Origin of the sequence: Frigidibacter sp. MR17.24, from assembly GCF_037095655.1 — a bacterium.
Classification (GTDB): domain Bacteria; phylum Pseudomonadota; class Alphaproteobacteria; order Rhodobacterales; family Rhodobacteraceae; genus Frigidibacter.
The window spans coordinates 24,837-43,005 of sequence record NZ_JBAWKE010000003.1; the positions used below are offsets into that span (position 1 = coordinate 24,837).

Genomic DNA, 18,169 nt, shown 5'->3' on the forward strand with positions numbered 1-18,169 from the left:
CGCGGCGATCGGGTGGCGCGTCTCAGGCGGCGGCGCGGCCGGAAAGCCGGTCGCAGACAGCCTGCGCCGGCACGACATCTGCGAACAGCGTCAGCATGTTGACCAGCGCCGCCGTGTGTTCGGCATCGCTCAGCGTGGCGTTCGCATCCTCGACGAAGATGACGTCATAGCCATGCTGGAGCGCGTCGCGCGCGGTCGACTCGCAGCAGCAGTTGCTGAGCGTGCCCACCACGATCACCGTCCGGATGCCCCGTCGCTCCAGCCAGCCCGGCAGGGGGCTCGTGCCCGGCGTGAAGGCGCTGTAACGGCTCTTGTCGAACACGAAATCCCCGCCCGCGACCTCGAGCGCCGACCACAGCTGCAGATCCGCGGCCCCCGGCGCGAAGGCGTCCTTCTGCTCCTGCGCGATCTCGGCGTTCAGGAAGCGGTCGTAGAACACGGTCCAGGGATGCGGCTCGTCGGGAAGGTAGGCGAAGCGGCTGAAGGCGACATGGCCGCCGGCCGCCCGCAGGTCCGCCGCGAGCCGGTTCACCACCGGCACGATCTCTCGCGCGAGTGGCACCTCCAGCAGGGCGCCCTCGCGCAGGAAGCCGTCCTGCAGGTCGATCACCAGAAGCGCGGTCGTCGCGGGATCCAGCCGGTCGAGAAAGCTGCGGCCCAGCCGGCGTGCCCGCGTGCGCGCCAGGATCTCGTCGGGGATGGCGGTGCTGTGCATCCTGTCCCCCTCAGCCGCGGAAGCCGGACAGGTCGGGGCGCAGCGTGTGCCAGTCGGTCACCGTCTGGAAGGCATGGCCGGCGCGGAACAGCGTGGCCTCGCCCAGCGCGTGGCCCATCAGCTGGAACCCGATCGGCGCGCCGCGCAGGTCCATGCCGCCGGGGAGCGTCAGCGACGGATAGCCGGTGAAGTCGGCGGGCGCGGTGTATTTCAGCAGGTCGCCCAGGTTCGCGTCCGACCCGTCCGCCGCCGGCGCGCCATAGGCGTTGTCGAGATAGGGCAGCGGCGCGCCGGTGACCGGCAGCAGCACCATGTCGACGCCGGCCATCGCCCGCGCCATCGCGCCGTTGTAGACCAGCCGCCACTGCATCGCCCGGCCGACGGCATCCGCGGACAGGCCCAGCCCCATGTCCAAAAGCCCGGCCAGGTGCGGGCCATAGCCCGACTTCTGTTCGGGGTAGCGGCCGGCATGGGCGATCGCGACCTCGATCGCGCAGAGCACCGTCCATTCGGTGGTCGCCTCTTCGGGCCAGGGCAGGCTCACCGGCACCAGGATCGCGCCGAGCGCCTCGAACGCGGCCATCGCGGCGCGCAGGACCTCGCCCGTCTCGCTCGACACCTTGTCGAGAACGGCGGCATCGATGCCGATGCGCAGGTCGCGGATCGGGGCGCCGCAGGCGGCAAGGTAATCCGGCACCGGCGCGGTCAGCGCCGTCGGATCGGCGGCATCGGCCCCCGCAAGCACCGACATCATCGCCGCGCAGTCGGCCGCCGTGCGCGCCATCGGCCCGACGTGGTCAAGGCTGTCGGCCAGCGCGAAGACCCCGTGGCGGCTGACGCGGCCCCAGGTGCCCTTCATCCCGGTGATGCCGTTCGCGGCCGAGGGGAAGCGGATCGAGCCGCCGGTGTCGGACCCGAGGGAGCCGAAGCAGAGCCCCGCGGCCACCGACGCGCCCGAGCCGGACGAGGACGAGCCGACCCAGCACTGCTCGTTCCACGGGTTCGTCGGGATCGGCATGTCGGGGTGGTGGCCGGAATAGGCGCCCTCGGTCATCGCAAGCTTCCCAAGGATCACCGCGCCGGCCTGTTCCAGCCGGCTCACCACCGTCGCGTTGCGGCCGGTCGCATTGTCCTTGAGCAGCGAAAGCCCGGCCGAGGTCGGCGCGAAGTCGGTCTCGCACAGGTCCTTGACCGCGACGGGCACGCCGTGCAGCGGACCCCGGTCAAGGCCGCGGGCCCGCTCCTCGGTCGCCTGCGCCGCCCGGGCCAGCGCGTGCTCGCGCGTCACGGTCACATAAGAGTTGATCCGCGGATCGACCGCCTCGATCCGCGCGAGGACCGCCTTCGTCACCTCGAGCGGCGTCGCGGCGCCGCCAGAGATCAGCCGGCTTGCCTCGAGCAGGCTCAGGTCCGCAATCTCGCGCGTCGCGAGCATGTCGATGGTGGCCGGTTTGTTCATGACTCAATCCCCTTGGTGATCTGCAGTTAATGGAATTGTAGATAGTAGAAGATGCAATCAAAATGGCCGCTGCGACGCCACGTGGTAAGAGCCTGATTAATATTTCGGCGCCGGTGGCTTCGCTTTGGGCAATGCCAGCCCGTGGCGCTGACGCCGCGGCAGGTTGTCGCCACGCGGGACACAAAAGTTTTTCGCAGGCTCCGGCGCCATGCTTCAGTGGCCTCCATGAAACTCGGACTGATCCTCTCTCATCGCGGACTCGCCGGGATCTGGACCCCGGGCTGCCAGGCGAGCGCCGTGCTCGCCGCGGCCGAGCTGAACGCGGCCGGCGGCGTCCTCGGCACCGAGGTGGAGCTGGTCCACATCGACTCGGGCGAGACGCCGCAATCGGCCTACGAGGCGGCGCAGCGGCTGGCGATCGAACAGAATGTCGACGCCGTGATCGGCCTGCAGGCAAGCAACCTGCGCTCGGCGGTGCGCAAGGGCCTGCACGGGCTCGCCCCCTATGTCTACACGCCGCATTACGAGGGGGGCTATTGCGGTCCGGGCACGGCGACGCTGGGGATCACCGACAGCGAGGTGCTGGAACCCGGCATCGCCTGGCTTGCCGCGCACCGGCGCGCGCAGCGGTTCTTCTTCGTCGGCAACGACTACATCTGGCCCCGCGTCGCCCATGGCTCGGCCGAACAGGCGATCTCGCGCAATGGCGGGCGCATGGTCGGACGGGCGCTGATGACGCTGGGCGACCGCGACTATGACGCGGTGCTGGCCGCGATCCGGCGCAGCCGCGCCGATGTCGTCGTCATCGCCATGCTCGGCGAGGACGCGATCTGCTTCAACCGCAGCTTCGCCGAGGCCGGGCTGGCGCGGCGGACCCTGCGGCTCAACCTCGCCTTCGACGAGACGCAGCTTCTGGGCGTGACCGAGCAGTACTCGGAAAACCTGTTTGCCGCGCAGGGATATTTCGACGCGAGCCGCGGGTTGGACCGCGACGGCATGGTCGAACGCTACATGGACAATTTCGCCGAGCAGACCTCGTGCGTCACCGCGAATTCGGTGAACTGCTACGATGCGGTCTACCTGATCGCGGCGCTGGCGCAGCGCGTCGGGCGCGTCGACGGCCACCTGATGGCCCGCCACCTGCGCCACCACGTGGACCGCGCGCAATCCTATCGCCTGATCGGCCGGTCGAGCCGCGACGCGAGCGTGCGGCTGGCAGAGGCCGACGGCATCGATTTCCTCGTGCGCCACACCGTCTGAAGCGCCGCGTGCCCGCGTTCATGGCGTGCGGGTCACGCAGCGGCGGCTTCGGGCGGCCCCGAGGATCCCCGGGCTGGAATAACTGTCGATAATGCTATATTTGGAAATGAAAGGATGTCAGGCAGGCAGACAGATGGCGGACGCGAAGCTTACGGAACAGATCGGCTATCTGATCGCGCGCGCAAATCGCCTGATCGAGGATGACCTTGCCAAGCGCCTTCAGCCCGGCGGCATCGCGATCGAGCAGTTCCGGGTGCTGAAATCCCTTGAGCAGGTCGGGCCGCTGCCGATGGGCCAGCTGGCCGAGCGCGTGCTGGTCGAGCCTGCGACGCTGACGAAGATCATCGACCGGATGGTGCGCGAACAGCTGGTGGTCCGTCAGGCCGATCCCGACGACCGGCGCAAGGTGCGCGTGGCGCTGGCGCCGGCGGGGGCGAAGCTGTGCAGCAAGCTGGGCGATGTCAGCGGCGATCACGAGCAGCACATCGCCGAGACGTTCAGCGAAGACCAGATCCGCCAGATCCGCCTCATCCTCGGCGACATCGGCGGCTGAGCGCTAGCGGGCCGCCGTTGCGGGCACGCGCAGCGGGATCTCTGACAGGCTTTCGATCACGGTGACCTGTGCCGGTGGCACGCCCTGGCGCGACAGCGGCAGGCCGGTCGTGACCAGAAACGGGTGCATCCCGGCGGACAGGGCCGCGCGCATGTCCGTAGCGATCTGGTCGCCGACCATCGCGATCCCCTCGGCCGGCACCTGCAACCGCCGCGCGGCCTCGATCAGCATGTCCGGCGCGGGCTTGCCGAGGACGGTGGGCACCAGTCCGGGGACGGCGGCCACGAACAGCGCCACCAGCGCGCCCACGCAGGGTTCGGGCCCCTCGGGCGTCGGCGACAGCAGGTCCGGGTTGGTCGCGACCAGCCGCGCGCCCGCCAGCAGCGCCCGGGTCGCCTGCCGCAGCTTGTCATAGGTCAGGTCGTAGTCGGTCCCCAGCAGCACGAGATCGGCAGAGGCGTCGGCCACGATCTCGGCGCCCGCCGCCAGCGCCGCCCCGGCCAGGCCCGCGTTGCCGATCACCATCACCCGCGGCCCGGGGGCGAACCCCGAGCGGATCAGCGTCTCGACCGCGCCGATCGGGGTCACGATCCGGTCGGCGCCGACCGTGATCCCTTCGGCCTTCAGCCGCGCGGCGAAATCCGCCGCGGTGAAGGACGAATTGTTGGTGACGAAGGCGAAGGGGATCGCGCGGGCCTGCCAGTCGATCAGTGCCGCGAACGCCGTGGCGATCGGCGTCTCGCCGCTGAAGATGACGCCGTCCACGTCGCACAGGACGGCGCGGATCTGTCGGGTCATGATCTCTCCTGCGTCATCTTTCCCGCGTCCCGGAAACGGGACTTCGCGGGCAGGGTGGCGGCCGCGGCGGTCCTCATGGCCGTCGGCGGCAGGCCGAAGCGGCGCGAGAAGCTGCGCGAGAAATGCGGGACGCTCTTGAAGCCGGTGCGGAAGGCCGCCTCGGACACGGTCAGGCCGTGGCCGGCCTCGGCCACGAGGATCTCATAGGCCGCCTGCAGCCGGCTCGACTGGATGTAGTTGCCGACCGTGGTGCCGGTGTCGGCGAACAGGGCGTGCAGGTGGCTGACCGAGATGCCGTGCGTGCGCGCAAGCTGCGCCGGGCGCAGGTCGGGGTCAGCCAGGTGGTGGGCGATGTAGCGCATGATCCGGTGGCGGGTCCGGGCCCGGCCAGTGCGCCCGACCCCGGGCGCGGGGACCGTCTCGGCGCGCAGGACAAGGGCCACCAGCGCGACGATCTCGGCCGCGAGCGCCTCGGGCTGCGCGGGGGGATGGGCATGGAACAGCGTCGCCGTCGTCTCGATCATCCGCGCAAGCAGCCGGGCCATCTGCGGATCCTGCGCGCACCGCCCCGCCAGATGATCCTCGATGGCCGGGATCCGTAGGCGCGTCTCCTCGGCCGGCAGGGACACCGACCAGAAGCGCTGCGCCGGCGCGCCCGAGATCGCGAAGAACCGTGCGCGGTCAAGAAGCAGGTAGCCACCCTCCGCCACCTCGCCGGTCCGGTCCGCGTGGTGAAAGCGCAGGGCGCCGCGGCAGGGGATCACCAGCGCATAGCCGTCGGATCCCGGACCCGAGGGCTGGTGCAGCCGCTCCGGCGCGGCCAGCCGGTCGCGCCGGATCGTCAGCCGCCCGAGCGCGAGCGCGCGGCCTGTCTCCGGGCTGTCCATCCCGAGCCGCTCGATCAGCATGGCGCGGCCCCGGGGCACGGGGCCGCTGCCCGCGCCTGAATGGCGGTGCCGTCGCGTTGGCCCGCCGCCGGGCGCCAATGCGGGGATGTGGGCAGAACAGTCAGGGCATCGTCCTTGAAACCGGGGCGCGCCAGTGCGCCGCCGCCCGGGTACCGTCATCCGATATAATTGAAACGGCAATTATCTGCGCGCGGCGCCGTCTGGATGGCGTGGCGGATGCCTGCATCTTGGGCGGGCGTCGCGCGGGTGCGGGCCTTTCGGGCAGCCCGCGGACGGCTCGCGTCAGGCGCGCCGCAGCCAGTCGGCGAACCGCGGATCGCGCATCATCGCCTTGCCGCGCATGTACTTCCACAGGCCGTATTTCTGGAAATCGAAATCCCAGTCGGACAGCTTGCGGTTCACCACCGCCCAGCTGCCCCATTTCAGGTCCGCGAGGATGCGGTTGAGGTTCACGCGGGCGATCATCTGCGGCGTCACCCGGCCGAAATAGGCCTCGATCAGGGCCTCGGTCTCGTCATCGTCAAGGAACATCTCGCAGGCGAAGACGCCGATGTCGTAGCTGCGTTCGTTCGTCGAGGCGAATTCGTAGTCGATCAGCCGCATCGGCCGCCCCGGCGCGATCAGGAAGTTGCCCGGCATCGGATCGTTGTAGCAGGTCACCAGATCCAGCCCCGACGCGAGCATCGCCGCCCGGATCCGTTCGTAGTGGTGCAGCAGCCAGCCGAGGTCCCCGGGCATGTCCGACTGCAACGTCCGCGCCTGTTCGAGATGCTCGTCGATCAGGTCGAAGATCGTCTTGACCAGCGACAGCCGCGGGCCGGAATGCAGGGTGCGGAACAGGCCGATCACGTCCGCGCGGATCTCGGGGCGGGCGAAATCGGCGGTGGTGCAGGTGAGGTAGCCATCGAGGAACTCGTGCACCTCGGTGCCGTCCTCGGGCGCATAGAAGATGACCTCGGGCGCGATCCCCAGCCGGTGGGCGTTGACCGCGGCCTCGTTCGAGGCGGCGCGGTCGATGAAGATCTCGGTGCCCGCCCCGGGGACCTTGAGGAAGTAGTCCCGCGTGTCGCCCGCCACGCTGATGCGCCAGTTGCGGTTGTTCAGCCCGCCGACCAGCATGCCGTAGCTGACATCGTGCAGGCGGTCCTGCCACTGCGGCACGCGCCGGATCGCGGCCTCGGCCGTGCGCTCGTCCGCCGTCTCGCCCTCGCCGAGCCTGCGGTTCAGGATCATGCCGCCACCCCCAGCCGCTCACCGAAGCGCGGGTCGCGGATCGCGATGCGCGCCCGCAGGAAGCGCCAGATCCCGAACTTGTAGAATTCGTTCTGTGTCCGGCGCGGCGAGACGTGGTCGAGCACCATGGCGATCATCGCCCAGCGCAGGTCGTCGGCGACGCCGTAAAGGCGGGCGGCGGCAAAGCCGCGCTCGGGGTCGATGCCAAGCCCCTCCCACATCGGCAGGCAGCGCGCGAAGACCTGCCGCGCGGCGGGGTCGAGTTCGCACATCTCGACCAGCGCCGAGCCGATCTCTTCCAGCGGGCTGCCGACGCCGCAGCGGTCGAAGTCGACCAGCCGGATCCGGCCGTCGGCGGCCGTCATCACGTTCGACAGGTTGCCGTCGCCGTGGATCACGACCCGTGCGGCGCAGGCGCCCCGCGCCTCGGGGGCGGCGCGCATCACCGTGTCGAAGACCCAGCCCATGTCCGAGGGGACCGGGGCCCCGGTGTCGCACAGCATCGCGTGGAACAGGGGCAACTCGGTGAAGACGTCCACGGCCCGGGTGATCCCGGGCAATCGCGCGCAGTCCGCGCGGCGCTGCAGGAGCCGATCGGCAAAGCCGGCCCGGGCGACGCGCTCCAGCCCGCAGACCTGCCAGCCGGGCGACAGGTCCTCCATCACCAGAAGGCCCTGCGAGGGCCGTGCCAGCAGGACCCGCGGGCCGATCCCGGCCGCGCCGGCCGCGGTCGCGGCGGCGCAGGCCGCGTCAGGATCGATGTAGAAGGCGGTGTCGGGATGCAGGCGCTTGACGAACAGGCTGCGCCCCGCGGCGCGGTTGCGCACGATCAGCGGCGCGCCGTCGACCCCGCGCCAGCTGGGCGAGGCCAGCACCGGGAAGGCGGTGCCGATCTCGAGATCGGGCGTGTCGAAGCCGTCGATGCCGCGCAGCGCCGCGCGAAGCTCCTCGTCTTGGGCAACTTGGGTCATCCGGGGTCCGCTGCAGATCCGGCCGCGCGGGGCCGGGGGCCGTGGTGTCACCCGCAAGACTGCCCGCTGGACCGGTCGATGTATATCGCGGGCAGGCCGGGGATTTGCCTGCGGCTCCAGCGTTTCATGCCTGAGCCTCCGCCGGCGCCCCGCGCGGCTGCATCGCGCGCGGCGAGGATCTAGTCAGGGCCGAGTACCCCGTCCCCCAGCCGAAGGTCGCCGCCATGCCCGACACCCTGATCGACCTTCTCGCCCGTTTCGCCCGGATCGGCGCCACGCCCGGGGGCGGGGTCCGCCGGCTGACCGCGAGCGACGAGGATGGCGCCGCCCGGGCACTGTTCGCCGAGGAAGCCCGCCGCCGCGGCGCCGGCGTGCAGGTCGACAGGATCGGCAACATGTTCGCGACCTTCCCGCTGGCACCGGCGGCGACAAGCGCGGTTCTCGTCGGCTCGCACCTCGACTCGCAGCCGACCGGCGGGCGGTTCGACGGCGTGCTGGGCGTGCTCGCGGGGCTCGACGCCGCGGCCGAGGTCGCCGCGCGGGTCGCGGGCGGCCGGATCGCGGCGCGCCACGACCTGACGGTGGTGAACTGGACCAACGAGGAGGGCGCGCGCTATCAGCCGAGCCTGACCGGCAGCCGCGTCTTCACCGGCGCGATGCCGCTCGCGCAGGCGCTGTCGCTGCGCGACCGCGAGGGGCGCGCGCTGGGCGACGAGCTGTCGCGCATCGGCTTCCTCGGGGCCGGGGACTTTTCCCTGCAGGCGCGCTGCTATCTCGAACTGCATGTCGAGCAGGGCGACGTGCTGGAAACGCAAGGCATGGACATCGGCATCGTCAACGACTCCTGGGCCGTGCGCAAGCTGACGCTGGCCTTCGTCGGCGCGCCCTCGCACACCGGGCCGACGCCGATGGCCCGTCGCCGCGATGCCATGCGCGCCGCCGCAGCCGCGATCTCGCGCTTCCACGAGATCATGGAGGACGCGGCCGGGGCCGACACCTATCACTGGTCGGCGGCGAAGATCGTGGCGGAGCCCGACAGCCCCAACGTGGTGGCCCATCGCGTCACCGTCTGGTTCGAGATGCGTCACCGGGAGATGGCCCGCGCCGCCGCCGTCGGCGAACGCGTCCTTGCCGCGCTGCGCCCGATCGCCGCCCGGCAGGAGATCGGGATCGACGTCGTCGCCGACGAGCATCGCCCGGGCACCACACTCGACCCCGCCCTGCGCGCCACGCTGATGCAGGCCGCGCAAAGCTGCGGGTTGCGGGGGATGGCGATGTCGTCGATCACCGGCCACGACGCGCTGGCGCTGCAGGGCGCCTTGCCGAGCGGCCTTGTCTTCGTGCCCAGTGTCGGTGGCCTCAGCCACACGCCGGCAGAGCTGACCCATGACCGCGATTGCCTCAATGGCCGCGATGTCCTCGTCGCGGCGCTGTCGGCGCTGGTGGAACGCTGATCGGCGGCGCGCGGGCCTGACGTGGCCCTGTCGCGCAATCCTGGGGGGCCGCGACCGGCGCCGCCGGCCCCGCGCCGTCTTGACGGCCGATCGCATTAGCTTTTCCCTAAGCGCTGCTGACAAAGAACGTAATTTTTTGCAACCCAGTGCGGATGTAAGCAGGGAGCCGGACGTTAGCCTGAAGGAAACCGACGATGCCCGTTGAGACGATCGATACGCTGGTTGTGGGGGCCGGTCAGGCGGGTGTCGCGATGAGCGAGCACCTGACCCGCGCGGGCGTGTCGCACCTGGTGCTGGAGCGGGACCGGGTCGCGGAATCGTGGCGGACCCGGCGCTGGGATTCGCTGGTGGCGAACGGCCCGGCCTGGCACGACCGCTTCCCCAGCATGGATTTCCCCGACATCTCGCCCGATGCCTTCGTGCCGAAGGATCAGGTCGCGGATTACTTCGAGACCTACCTCGGGCGGTTCGGCGGTGACATCCGCTGCGGCGTCACGGTGACGGGCGTCGCCCGGCTTGACGGGCGTCCGGGCTTCCGGGTCGAGACATCGCAGGGCGTGATCGAGGCGCTGAACGTCGTCGTCGCGACCGGGGCCTTCCAGACCCCCGTCGTCCCGGCCATCGTGCCCGAGCAGCCGGGCGTTCTGCAGATGCATTCCTCGGGCTATCGCAATCCCGCCGAACTTCCGCGCGGGGCCGTCCTTGTCGTCGGCGCCGGGTCCTCGGGCGTGCAGATCGCGGACGAGATCCAGCGGGCCGGCCGCAAGGTCTACCTGTCCGTCGGCCCCCACGACCGTCCGCCGCGCAGCTACCGCGGCCGCGATTTCGTCTGGTGGCTGGGCGTGCTGGGCAAGTGGGACATGCAGGCGAAGGCGCCGGGGACGGAGCATGTCACCATCGCGGTCAGCGGCGCGAACGGCGGGCACACCGTCGATTTCCGCGAGCTGGCGGCGGCGGGGATGACGCTGGTCGGCCGCACCGAGGCCTGCAGGGACGGCGTGCTGTCCTTCGATGCCGATCTCGAGCGCAACATCGCCAACGGCGACGCGAACTACCTGTCGGTCCTGCGCGAAGCCGACGCCTATATCGCGCGCAACGGCCTCGACCTGCCGCCCGAACCCGAGGCGCATGCGATCGCGCCGATGCCTGCCAGCGTCACCGATCCGCTGACCGCGCTGGATCTCAAGACCGCGGGCATCGGCACGATCATCTGGGCCACCGGCTTCAGCAACGACTACGGCTGGATGGCGGTCGACGCCTTCGACGCCCAGGGCCGCCCCAGCCACCAGCGCGGCGTGTCCTCCGAACCGGGGATCTACTTCCTTGGCCTGCCCTGGCTCTCGGGCCGGGGGTCGAGCTTCATCTGGGGCGTCTGGCACGACGCCAAGTATCTGGCCGACCACATCCAGATCCACGCCCAGTACCGCGCCTATCGCCCGCAGGACGACGTGCCGCTGTCCAGCGCCAGCAACGCCTGACCTTTCCCACGCCCTCCAGAAGACACGGATCCCAGATGGCCCATACCCGCATCCGCCCGTTCAACACCAAGGACACCTATCCCGAGCAGAAGCTCGACAACGACCTGTGCCAGGCGGTCGTCGCCCGCGGCACCGTGATCTTCCTGCGCGGCCAGTGCCCGCAGGACCTGGACACCGCCAAGAACATCGACAGCCACGACCCGGTCGAGCAGACCCACAAGGTGATGCAGAACATCCGCCAGCTGGTCGAGGAATCGGGCGGCAAGATGGAGCATGTGACCAAGCTGGTCGTCTACCTGACCGACGTGCGCCACCGCGAGGCGGTCTATCGGACCATGGGCGAATACATCAAGGGCGTGTTCCCGGTCTGCACGGGCCTGGTCGTCGTCGCGCTCGCCCGCCCCGAATGGCTGGTCGAGATTGACGCGACCGCCGTGATCCCCGACTGAACGCCCCAAGACACTGCCACGACCCCGAAGGACCCGCGCTGCCATGACGTTCTCGATCGTCGCCCGTTGTGAAGAAACCGGTCAGTTCGGGGTCGCGATCTCGTCGTCCTCGCCCGCCGTCGCCGCGCGCTGCGCCTGGGTCCGCCCCGGCGTGGGCGCGGTGGCGACGCAGAACGTGACCAACCCCGCGCTCGGGGACCGGGTGCTCGACCTCCTCGCCGCGGGCGAGGGGCCGGCCGCCGCCGTGGCCGCCGCGCGCGACGGCGACGCCCATCCCGACTATCGCCAGCTGCTGGCTGTCGACGGCTCGGGCGCGACGGCGATCCATTCCGGCCCGCGCGCCCTTGGCGTCTGGAGCGAGGCCGCCGGGCGCAACTGCGCGTCGGGCGGCAACCTGCTGGCCGATGCCGGCGTCCCCGCCGCCATGGTGGCCGGGTTCGAGGGCGCGACCGGGTCGCTGGGCGACCGGCTGACGGCCGCGCTTCAGGCCGGACTTGCCGCCGGTGGCGAGGCGGGCCCGGTGCGGTCCGCCGGGCTGCTGATCGCCGGGACGCAAAGCTGGCCCTATGTCGACCTTCGCATCGACTGGCTGGACGAGGGCTGCCCCATCGCCGCGCTGGCGCGGGCGTGGGAGGTCTATCGCCCGCAGGCCGACGATTACGTCACCCGGGCGCTGAACCCCGTCGCCGCACCGTCCTACGGCGTGCCGGGCGACCGGTAATGCCGCTGCGCGTCACGCTCAGACAGCTCGAATACTTCGTCGCCGTCTGCGATTGTGGCTCGATCGCGCAGGCCGCGCAGAAGGTCAACGTCTCGTCCCCGACGATCTCGACCGCCATCGCCCAGCTCGAGGCCGAGTTCGGCCTGAAGCTGTTCGTGCGCCGCCATGCCCACAGCCTGTCGCTGTCGCACGCCGGCTTCCGCTTCCTGACCGGCGCGCGCGAGACCCTGGCCAGCGCGCAGGGCCTGACCGATCTGGCCAATGACATCGCGGGCAAGGTGCGCGGAGAGCTGCGCGTCGGCTGCCTGCTGACCTTCGCGCAGATCCTGCTGCCCCGGCTGCGCCGCGGCTTCGTCGATCTCTACCCGGAGGTCACCTTCCACCAGTACGAGCGCGACCAGTCGGAACTGCTGGCGGACCTGCGCACCGCCAAGCTTGACGTGGCGCTGACCTACGACCTGAACATCCCGGCGGACTTCACCTTCCTGCCGCTGGTCGACCTGCCGCCCTTCGCCCTCTTCGGCGAGGGGCACCCGCTGGCCGATCGCAGCCATGTCTCGCCGCTCGACCTTGCGGACTACCCGATGGTGCTGCTCGACCTGCCGATGAGCAGCGACTACTTCCTGTCGTTCTACTCGACCCTCGGCGTGCGCCCCGACATCGTCGAGCGCACCCGCGACATCGCGGTGATGCGCTCGCTCGTCGCCAACGGCTTCGGCTATTCGGTGGCCAACATCCGGCCCTTGTCGAACGAGGCGCCCGATGGCGGCAAGCTGCGCTTCGTGCCCCTGAGCGGCCCGGTGCGGTCGCTGCGGCTGGGCCTTCTGATCACCGATGGCATGGACCGGTCGCGCACGGTGTCGGCCTTCGTCAGCCACGTGCAGCAGAACATCACCTCGGCCACTCCGTTCAGCATGAACGCGGGCTGAGGGCCGGGGCGGTCAGTCCGCCCCCGGCTCGGACAGGCCGTGGACATGATTGACCCGCCCCCATCCCGCCGCGTGGCGCAGGAAGGCGTCGACACCCTGCGGCAGGATGAACCGCTCGGCCAGCAGCGCGCGGGCCGCCGTGCCGATCGCCTGCGCATAGCGTTCCGGCGTCGGGAACAGCGACAGGATCGCGGGCCGCGGGTCGGCCTGCGCCGCCGCCTCGGCCTTAGTCACCGCGAAGGGGATGTAGCCGCCCGCGAACGAGAACAGCCGCACGCCGCCCTGTTCGGCCGAGCGCAGGTTCCAGCCGGTGTAGCTGCCCAGCGGGGCGTCGAGCATCGGCGGGCGGATCCCGCCGAGGTCGTTGCCGGTCGCGTCGCAGGCCGGGACCAGCGTCACGTAGCGCCGCGCGGGATCGGGCCGGGCGTCCGCGGCCGCCGCGCCACCGGCGGCGAAGGCGGTGCCATAGTCGATCGCCTCCAGCCGGTTGTCGTGCCGGGGCAGGGCGGTGCCCTCGGGGGCGGGGAACCGGGCAAGGCACTCCTCGGGCGACACCAGCGTCGCCGCGGCGCGCGTGGGCACGCGCGAGGGCGGCGGCAGGGCCACGCCGGTCAGCCAGTCCTGCATGATCTGCAGCAGCCCCTGTTCCAGCGGCGCGACATAGACGGTGTTGCCCAGCTGCTGGCAATAGCCGCGCACCGGCCGCACCGGCGGGTTGGGCGGCACGTGATGCGCGCCGGCGAACAGGTAGCAGCGCAGCCCCTCCGGTTCCGGCAGGTCGTTTCCCTGCGTGTCCGTGTGCACGAGCGAGCCGCGGCGATGCCAGTACTCGGCCGAGGTCTGGCTGTGGATCACTTTCGGATCGATGCCGGGCCGCTTCAGGATCGCGTCGCGGCGGCCGCTGAGATGGTCGGTCGAGGCCGCGTAGGCGAAGGGGAACAGGTCCGACGGATGGGCATGATCCTCGTAGTCCCGCGACGAGGGGATGTTGAGATTGGCGTAGCGGTTCATCGCGATCCGGCCCGCGCCCGCGACATGCGGCAGGATGCCGTCGAAGACCGCCCGGCCGGCGCTGTCGCGGTTGAAGCCGCGCCACAGGAATTCGCGCAGCGCCCGGCCCGATTGCGACTGCCCGATGCCGATGGTCCGCGCGATGCGGCCGGCCAGCGGATTGCCCGCGCCCCCGTGGCGCAGGAAGGCGACGGTTTCGGCGATCGCGACGAAACCGATGTCGAAGGCAAGGGCGCCGGTCGCCTCGTAGTCCAGCTCGTAGATCCAGCCCGGCTCGAACCCGGCGGGCAGGTGCAGGTGCTCTGCGCTCGGGGTCACCGCGATCTTCGCGGGCGGGCCGAACCGCCCCGCGGCCGAGGTTTCCACCCGTTCGAAGGCCCAGCCGTCCAGCGGCTCGCGCGGGCTCTCGGGCCAGCGGCGGCGGGTCAGGCGGGCCCGCGCGGGATCGGTCGAGGTCGCGGGATAGCTGCGCACGATGATGTCGCCCGACAGCGGCAGGCAGGTGTGGCCGGGATCGTTGACCACGTATTCGGTGGCGATCCGGGTCGGGCGATCGTCGGTGAACCCGGGAAGCCGCGCCGTCAGCCGCCCCGCGCCCGGCAGCAGATCCCCCTGCCAGGCCAGCGACAGCAGGGTATAGCCCTGCTCCATCAGCCAGCCGTTCCCGGCCTGATCCGCCGTGACGGGTCGGTTCGCCTCGGGCGCGTCGCAATAGGTGGACAGCAGCCGCGTGCGCCCGCGGTTCACGAATTCGACCAGCAGCGTGCCGTTGCCCGTGTCAGGCACCAGCAGGGTGGCGTCGCACTCCGCCCGGATCAGGCCCGCCGGGTCCGTCGCAATCCGCTCGGGCGTCCAGATGCCGTCCGCGCCGATCTGCTCGGGTCGGATCGCCAGCCGGACCCGACCCTCGGACGCGGTATAGCGCCCGGCGGAACCGAAGGTGCGGCCCCCGGCGAATTCGGCCTGCGTCGCGATGTCGAGCGCGATCAATGGCTGGCTCCTTTTGCTGCCGCCCCCTGTCTACCGCGCCGGCGGGTTAGCTTTAACCGCGCCCGGCGCCGCGGGTCACGGGGCGATGCAGCCGCGCATCGCCGTGTCGGCGGTGGCCGCGGCGCGGCCGGGGCACTGTCGGCCGGGGCGTCGCCATCATGCTGTATTCAATCGGAAAAATATGGACGGTCAGGGCGCCTTCAGCGCCGTCGACAGGCCCCCGGCACCCTTCGTATTTTCCTAACCCAACCTAAAGTATTTCTTCCTTTTCCTGACGCGGCGCGCACGGCAGGTTCGGCGGCAGGGTGCCTCCCCGGCCCTCCCCGTCTTGCCGCCTCCCAGCGCGACCCTGACCGGAGATGCACCCGCCAGACGGGCGAGCCCGCGTCCCGCAAACCGACAGGAGCGTCAGATGAACAAGGTTACCGCCGCGAAGGAACTGGCCGACAACGTCGCCACCCCCTTCGAAAGCGCGCAGGCGATGCCCGCCTCGGTCTACAAGTCACCTGACTTCCTGGCGCTGGAACAGTCCGAGATCTTCGCGAAAAGCTGGATCTGCGCCGGCCGGGCCGATGCGCTGAAGGGCCCGGGCGCCTACATGACGCTCGAGGTCGCGGGCGAGGCGATCATCGTCGTCCGCGATCAGGACGAGGTGCTGCGCGCGATGTCGAACGTCTGCCGGCACCGGATGTCGATCCTGCTGGAAGGGCGCGGCACCACGCGCACGATCACCTGCCCGTACCACGCCTGGACCTATTCGCTCGACGGCTCGCTGCGCGGCGCGCCTGCGATGGAGCTGAACGGGAGCTTCTGCAAGAAGGACACCCGCCTGCCCGCGATCCGCTGCGTGGACTGGAAGGGCTGGATCATGCTCACGCTCGACGACAGCCTGCCCGAGCCGGACGTGGTCTTCGCCGGCGTCGACGACCTGGTCGGCTATCTCGACATGTCGAGCTATGTCGAGACCTTCCGGGAAGAGCACCGCTGGAACACCAACTGGAAGATCCTCGCCGAGAACTTCATGGAGAGCTACCACCTGCCGATGTGCCACGGCGGCACGATCGGCGGCGCGACCAAGCTCAAGGACATGGTCTGCCCCGAGGGTTATCCGGGGTTCAACTATCACCACATCCTGAAGGACGACACCGTCCCGCTGGCGCTGGCGCATCCGACCAACACCGTGCTCGAGGGCGAGGATCGCCGCCGGACATGGCTGCTGGCGCTGTATCCCTCGCTGATGATCACGCTGACGCCGGGGTATTTCTGGTACCTGTCGCTGGTTCCCGACGGTCCCGATCACGTCAAGATCCTGTACGGCGGCGGCCTGTCGCCCGAGTTCATGCAGGACCCGAAAGCGCCCGAATATTTCGCCGCGCTCAAGGCCCTGCTCGATGACGTGAACGAAGAGGACAAGGGCTGCACCGAACGCGTCTGGCAGGGGCTGCAAAGCCGCTTCGCCGTGCCGGGGCCGCTGTCGCACCTGGAGCGCCCGAACTACGAGTTCGCGCAGTGGATCTCGGGCAAGGTGTCGCCCGGCTCCGTCCCCGCCTGACCTTCCTGCCTTCCCGGGCCCGATCCGGCGCTGCGCGTTCCCCGCGCGGCGTCTTTCGGCTTGCCCGGCCCATCGAACGGAGACCCCCTGACATGCCGCGCATCACATGGATCTGCGCCTCGGGCCGCGAGGTCGAGGCAGAGGTGGCCGTGGGCCGCACCCTCATGGAGGCCGCCCGCGGGCTGGGGATCGAGGGCATCCACAGCGAGTGCGGCGGCAACCTGGCCTGCGCGACCTGCCACGTGGTGGTGGACCCCGCCCGCGCCGCCGCCCTCGGGTCGCCGGACGCGATGGAGGACGACATGCTCGACATGGTCGATGCCGGGCGCGAACCGACAAGCCGGCTGAGCTGCCAGCTGACGGTGACGCCGGCCTTCGACGGGCTGCGCCTGACGGTTCCGGGGGTCTGACATGGTGGCCGACATCGTCATCCTGGGGGCCGGGCAGGCCGCCGTGTCCGCGATCGAGACGCTGCGCAAGGCCGGCAGCACCGCCGCGATCACCCTGATCGGCGACGAGACCGCGCTGCCCTATCAGCGCCCGCCGCTGTCGAAGGCGATGCTGAAGGGCGAGGTCGAGGCGGCCACGCTCTCGCTGCGGCCGCAGGCCTGGTACGAGGGCGTGACGCTGAGGCTGGGCGTCCGGGCCGAGCGCATCGACCGGGCGGCGGCTTGCGTGCAGCTATCGGATGGCACGGCGGTCCGCTTCGACCGGCTGCTGCTGTGCACCGGGTCGCAGGCCCGGCGCCTGCCGTCCGGGATCGGCGGCACGCTGGCGGGCGTGCTGTCTCTGCGCGGCCTCGGGGACGCTGTCGCGCTGCGCGGCGCGCTTGCCGGTGCCAGGCGGCTGGCGGTGATCGGCGGCGGATATGTCGGGCTCGAGGTCGCGGCGGTGGCACGCGGTCTGGGGCTTGAGGTCACGCTGGTCGAGGCCGGCGCGCGCATCCTCAACCGCGTCGCCTGTGCCGAGACGGCGGCGCTGCTGCGGGCCCGGCACAGGGCCGAGGGCGTGCGCATCATCGAGGGATGCGGGGTCAGCCGCATCCTGGGCGAGACGCGGGCGCAGGGCGTCGAACTGGACGATGGAACGGTGGTGCCCGCCGACCTCGTGCTGGTCGGGATCGGCGCGGTCGCCGGGGATGCGCTGGCGGCGGCGGCGGGCCTTGCCACGCGCAACGGCATCCTCGTCGACGGCTTCTGCGCGACGGAGGATCCGCGGATCTTCGCGGCCGGGGATTGCGCGACCTTCCCGCTGGGCGGCGTGCCGGGGCGGCTCGAGTCGGTGCAGAACGCCATCGACCAGGCCGCCTGCGCGGCGCAGAACATGCTGGGGGCGTCGGTGGCCTATGCGCCGGTGCCGTGGTTCTGGTCGGACCAGTACGACCTGAAGCTGCAGATCGCCGGGATCGGCACCGGCGCCGACCGGATCGTCACCTGCGCGGGCAAGCGCGCGGGCGCGGTGTCGCACTGGTATTATGCCGGTGACCGGCTTTGCGCCGTCGATGCGGTCAGCGATCCGGCGATGCACATGCTGGCGCGCCGGTTCCTTGCCGCCGGGTCGGCCCCCGCCCCCGACGCGGTGGCCGAGGGCTGGCAGGCGGTGATGGCCTTCTCGAAAGCCCCCGCCTGATCCGGGCGCCTGAACCGGACGCCTGAGGCAGACGCCTGATACCGAAGCCCGACACCGAA

17 protein-coding genes are annotated in these 18,169 nt (G+C 70.8%); 10 read left to right on the forward strand and 7 right to left on the reverse strand.

The features are described from left to right. Nucleotides 1-22: 22 nt before the first annotated feature. Both V8J39_RS12420 and V8J39_RS12425 read right to left on the reverse strand, forming a co-directional pair. Complete coding sequence (locus tag V8J39_RS12420) at nucleotides 23-715, reverse strand: cysteine hydrolase family protein (protein ID WP_336461236.1); 693 nt, start codon at nucleotides 713-715, stop codon at nucleotides 23-25. Between the two features lie 10 nt (nucleotides 716-725). Beyond that, nucleotides 726-2,174: an amidase gene (locus V8J39_RS12425; protein WP_336461237.1), complete on the reverse strand. Its 1,449-nt coding sequence runs from the start codon at nucleotides 2,172-2,174 to the stop codon at nucleotides 726-728. A gap of 225 nt (nucleotides 2,175-2,399) precedes the next feature. Here V8J39_RS12425 and V8J39_RS12430 point away from each other — a divergent pair, with 225 nt between their 5' ends. Continuing rightward, nucleotides 2,400-3,434: a substrate-binding domain-containing protein gene (locus V8J39_RS12430; protein ID WP_336461238.1), complete on the forward strand. Its 1,035-nt coding sequence runs from the start codon at nucleotides 2,400-2,402 to the stop codon at nucleotides 3,432-3,434. 133 nt (nucleotides 3,435-3,567) lie between these two features. Further along, nucleotides 3,568-3,987: a MarR family winged helix-turn-helix transcriptional regulator gene (locus tag V8J39_RS12435; RefSeq protein WP_336461239.1), complete on the forward strand. Its 420-nt coding sequence runs from the start codon at nucleotides 3,568-3,570 to the stop codon at nucleotides 3,985-3,987. Between the two features lie 3 nt (nucleotides 3,988-3,990). Here the strand turns inward: V8J39_RS12435 and V8J39_RS12440 are convergent, their stop codons facing one another. The 4 genes from V8J39_RS12440 to V8J39_RS12455 form a co-directional block, all read right to left on the reverse strand. Further along, nucleotides 3,991-4,785, reverse strand: coding sequence for an HAD-IIA family hydrolase (locus tag V8J39_RS12440; protein ID WP_336461240.1), 795 nt, complete (start codon nucleotides 4,783-4,785; stop codon nucleotides 3,991-3,993). Further along, entirely contained in the window at nucleotides 4,782-5,693 is a 912-nt protein-coding gene (locus V8J39_RS12445) for a helix-turn-helix domain-containing protein (RefSeq protein WP_336461241.1), read from the reverse strand. Before V8J39_RS12445 ends, V8J39_RS12440 begins: the two co-directional genes overlap by 4 nt. Before the next feature lie 282 nt (nucleotides 5,694-5,975). Continuing rightward, nucleotides 5,976-6,926 carry a choline/ethanolamine kinase family protein gene (locus V8J39_RS12450; RefSeq protein WP_336461242.1) on the reverse strand — a complete coding sequence of 317 codons (951 nt, stop codon included), beginning with the start codon at nucleotides 6,924-6,926 and terminating at the stop codon, nucleotides 5,976-5,978. Beyond that, on the reverse strand, nucleotides 6,923-7,897 hold the full coding sequence (locus V8J39_RS12455; protein WP_336461243.1) for a phosphotransferase family protein: 975 nt from the start codon (nucleotides 7,895-7,897) through the stop codon (nucleotides 6,923-6,925). Before V8J39_RS12455 ends, V8J39_RS12450 begins: the two co-directional genes overlap by 4 nt. Nucleotides 7,898-8,121: 224 nt before the next feature. On the opposite strand from V8J39_RS12455, the gene V8J39_RS12460 reads away from it, so the two are divergent. From V8J39_RS12460 to V8J39_RS12480, 5 genes are all read left to right on the forward strand, one after another. Further along, nucleotides 8,122-9,351, forward strand: a complete 1,230-nt coding sequence (locus V8J39_RS12460) for a Zn-dependent hydrolase (RefSeq protein WP_336461244.1) — start codon at nucleotides 8,122-8,124, stop codon at nucleotides 9,349-9,351. 194 nt (nucleotides 9,352-9,545) lie between these two features. Continuing rightward, the gene (locus V8J39_RS12465; RefSeq protein WP_336461245.1) at nucleotides 9,546-10,829 is read left to right on the forward strand and encodes a flavin-containing monooxygenase; all 1,284 of its coding nucleotides are present in this window, start codon (nucleotides 9,546-9,548) and stop codon (nucleotides 10,827-10,829) included. A 35-nt stretch (nucleotides 10,830-10,864) separates the two neighbouring features. Continuing rightward, nucleotides 10,865-11,278: a RidA family protein gene (locus V8J39_RS12470; protein ID WP_336461246.1), complete on the forward strand. Its 414-nt coding sequence runs from the start codon at nucleotides 10,865-10,867 to the stop codon at nucleotides 11,276-11,278. Nucleotides 11,279-11,321: 43 nt separating this feature from the next. Next, nucleotides 11,322-11,999 carry a DUF1028 domain-containing protein gene (locus tag V8J39_RS12475; protein WP_336461247.1) on the forward strand — a complete coding sequence of 226 codons (678 nt, stop codon included), beginning with the start codon at nucleotides 11,322-11,324 and terminating at the stop codon, nucleotides 11,997-11,999. Further along, nucleotides 11,999-12,928, forward strand: coding sequence for a LysR family transcriptional regulator (locus V8J39_RS12480; protein WP_336461248.1), 930 nt, complete (start codon nucleotides 11,999-12,001; stop codon nucleotides 12,926-12,928). The genes V8J39_RS12475 and V8J39_RS12480 overlap by 1 nt, the downstream gene beginning before the upstream one ends. A 12-nt stretch (nucleotides 12,929-12,940) precedes the next feature. Here the strand turns inward: V8J39_RS12480 and V8J39_RS12485 are convergent, their stop codons facing one another. Further along, entirely contained in the window at nucleotides 12,941-14,929 is a 1,989-nt protein-coding gene (locus V8J39_RS12485; protein WP_336461249.1) for an alpha/beta hydrolase domain-containing protein, read from the reverse strand. A gap of 412 nt (nucleotides 14,930-15,341) precedes the next feature. Between V8J39_RS12485 and V8J39_RS12490 the strand changes: the two genes are divergently transcribed. The 3 genes from V8J39_RS12490 to V8J39_RS12500 all read left to right on the forward strand — a co-directional run bounded on the left by V8J39_RS12490 (nucleotide 15,342) and on the right by V8J39_RS12500 (nucleotide 18,110). Continuing rightward, the gene (locus tag V8J39_RS12490) at nucleotides 15,342-16,481 is read left to right on the forward strand and encodes an SRPBCC family protein (protein ID WP_336461250.1); all 1,140 of its coding nucleotides are present in this window, start codon (nucleotides 15,342-15,344) and stop codon (nucleotides 16,479-16,481) included. 92 nt (nucleotides 16,482-16,573) lie between these two features. Continuing rightward, nucleotides 16,574-16,891, forward strand: a complete 318-nt coding sequence (locus tag V8J39_RS12495; RefSeq protein WP_336461251.1) for a 2Fe-2S iron-sulfur cluster-binding protein — start codon at nucleotides 16,574-16,576, stop codon at nucleotides 16,889-16,891. A gap of 4 nt (nucleotides 16,892-16,895) precedes the next feature. Further along, complete coding sequence (locus V8J39_RS12500; RefSeq protein ID WP_336461607.1) at nucleotides 16,896-18,110, forward strand: NAD(P)/FAD-dependent oxidoreductase; 1,215 nt, start codon at nucleotides 16,896-16,898, stop codon at nucleotides 18,108-18,110. Nucleotides 18,111-18,169 lie beyond the last annotated feature (59 nt).

What these genes read in the sequence shown, in the direction of transcription:
- V8J39_RS12465 (WP_336461245.1), top strand. Translation starts at nt 9,546, where the DNA reads ATGCCCGTTGAGACGATCGATACGCTGGTTGTGGGGGCCGGTCAGGCG.
- V8J39_RS12495 (WP_336461251.1), top strand. Translation starts at nt 16,574, where the DNA reads ATGCCGCGCATCACATGGATCTGCGCCTCGGGCCGCGAGGTCGAGGCA.
- V8J39_RS12455 (WP_336461243.1), bottom strand. Translation starts at nt 7,897, where the DNA reads ATGACCCAAGTTGCCCAAGACGAGGAGCTTCGCGCGGCGCTGCGCGGC.
- V8J39_RS12430 (WP_336461238.1), top strand. Translation starts at nt 2,400, where the DNA reads ATGAAACTCGGACTGATCCTCTCTCATCGCGGACTCGCCGGGATCTGG.
- V8J39_RS12435 (WP_336461239.1), top strand. Translation starts at nt 3,568, where the DNA reads ATGGCGGACGCGAAGCTTACGGAACAGATCGGCTATCTGATCGCGCGC.
- V8J39_RS12480 (WP_336461248.1), top strand. Translation starts at nt 11,999, where the DNA reads ATGCCGCTGCGCGTCACGCTCAGACAGCTCGAATACTTCGTCGCCGTC.
- V8J39_RS12470 (WP_336461246.1), top strand. Translation starts at nt 10,865, where the DNA reads ATGGCCCATACCCGCATCCGCCCGTTCAACACCAAGGACACCTATCCC.
- V8J39_RS12420 (WP_336461236.1), bottom strand. Translation starts at nt 715, where the DNA reads ATGCACAGCACCGCCATCCCCGACGAGATCCTGGCGCGCACGCGGGCA.
- V8J39_RS12450 (WP_336461242.1), bottom strand. Translation starts at nt 6,926, where the DNA reads ATGATCCTGAACCGCAGGCTCGGCGAGGGCGAGACGGCGGACGAGCGC.
- V8J39_RS12425 (WP_336461237.1), bottom strand. Translation starts at nt 2,174, where the DNA reads ATGAACAAACCGGCCACCATCGACATGCTCGCGACGCGCGAGATTGCG.
- V8J39_RS12460 (WP_336461244.1), top strand. Translation starts at nt 8,122, where the DNA reads ATGCCCGACACCCTGATCGACCTTCTCGCCCGTTTCGCCCGGATCGGC.
- V8J39_RS12445 (WP_336461241.1), bottom strand. Translation starts at nt 5,693, where the DNA reads ATGCTGATCGAGCGGCTCGGGATGGACAGCCCGGAGACAGGCCGCGCG.
- V8J39_RS12440 (WP_336461240.1), bottom strand. Translation starts at nt 4,785, where the DNA reads ATGACCCGACAGATCCGCGCCGTCCTGTGCGACGTGGACGGCGTCATC.
- V8J39_RS12490 (WP_336461250.1), top strand. Translation starts at nt 15,342, where the DNA reads ATGAACAAGGTTACCGCCGCGAAGGAACTGGCCGACAACGTCGCCACC.
- V8J39_RS12475 (WP_336461247.1), top strand. Translation starts at nt 11,322, where the DNA reads ATGACGTTCTCGATCGTCGCCCGTTGTGAAGAAACCGGTCAGTTCGGG.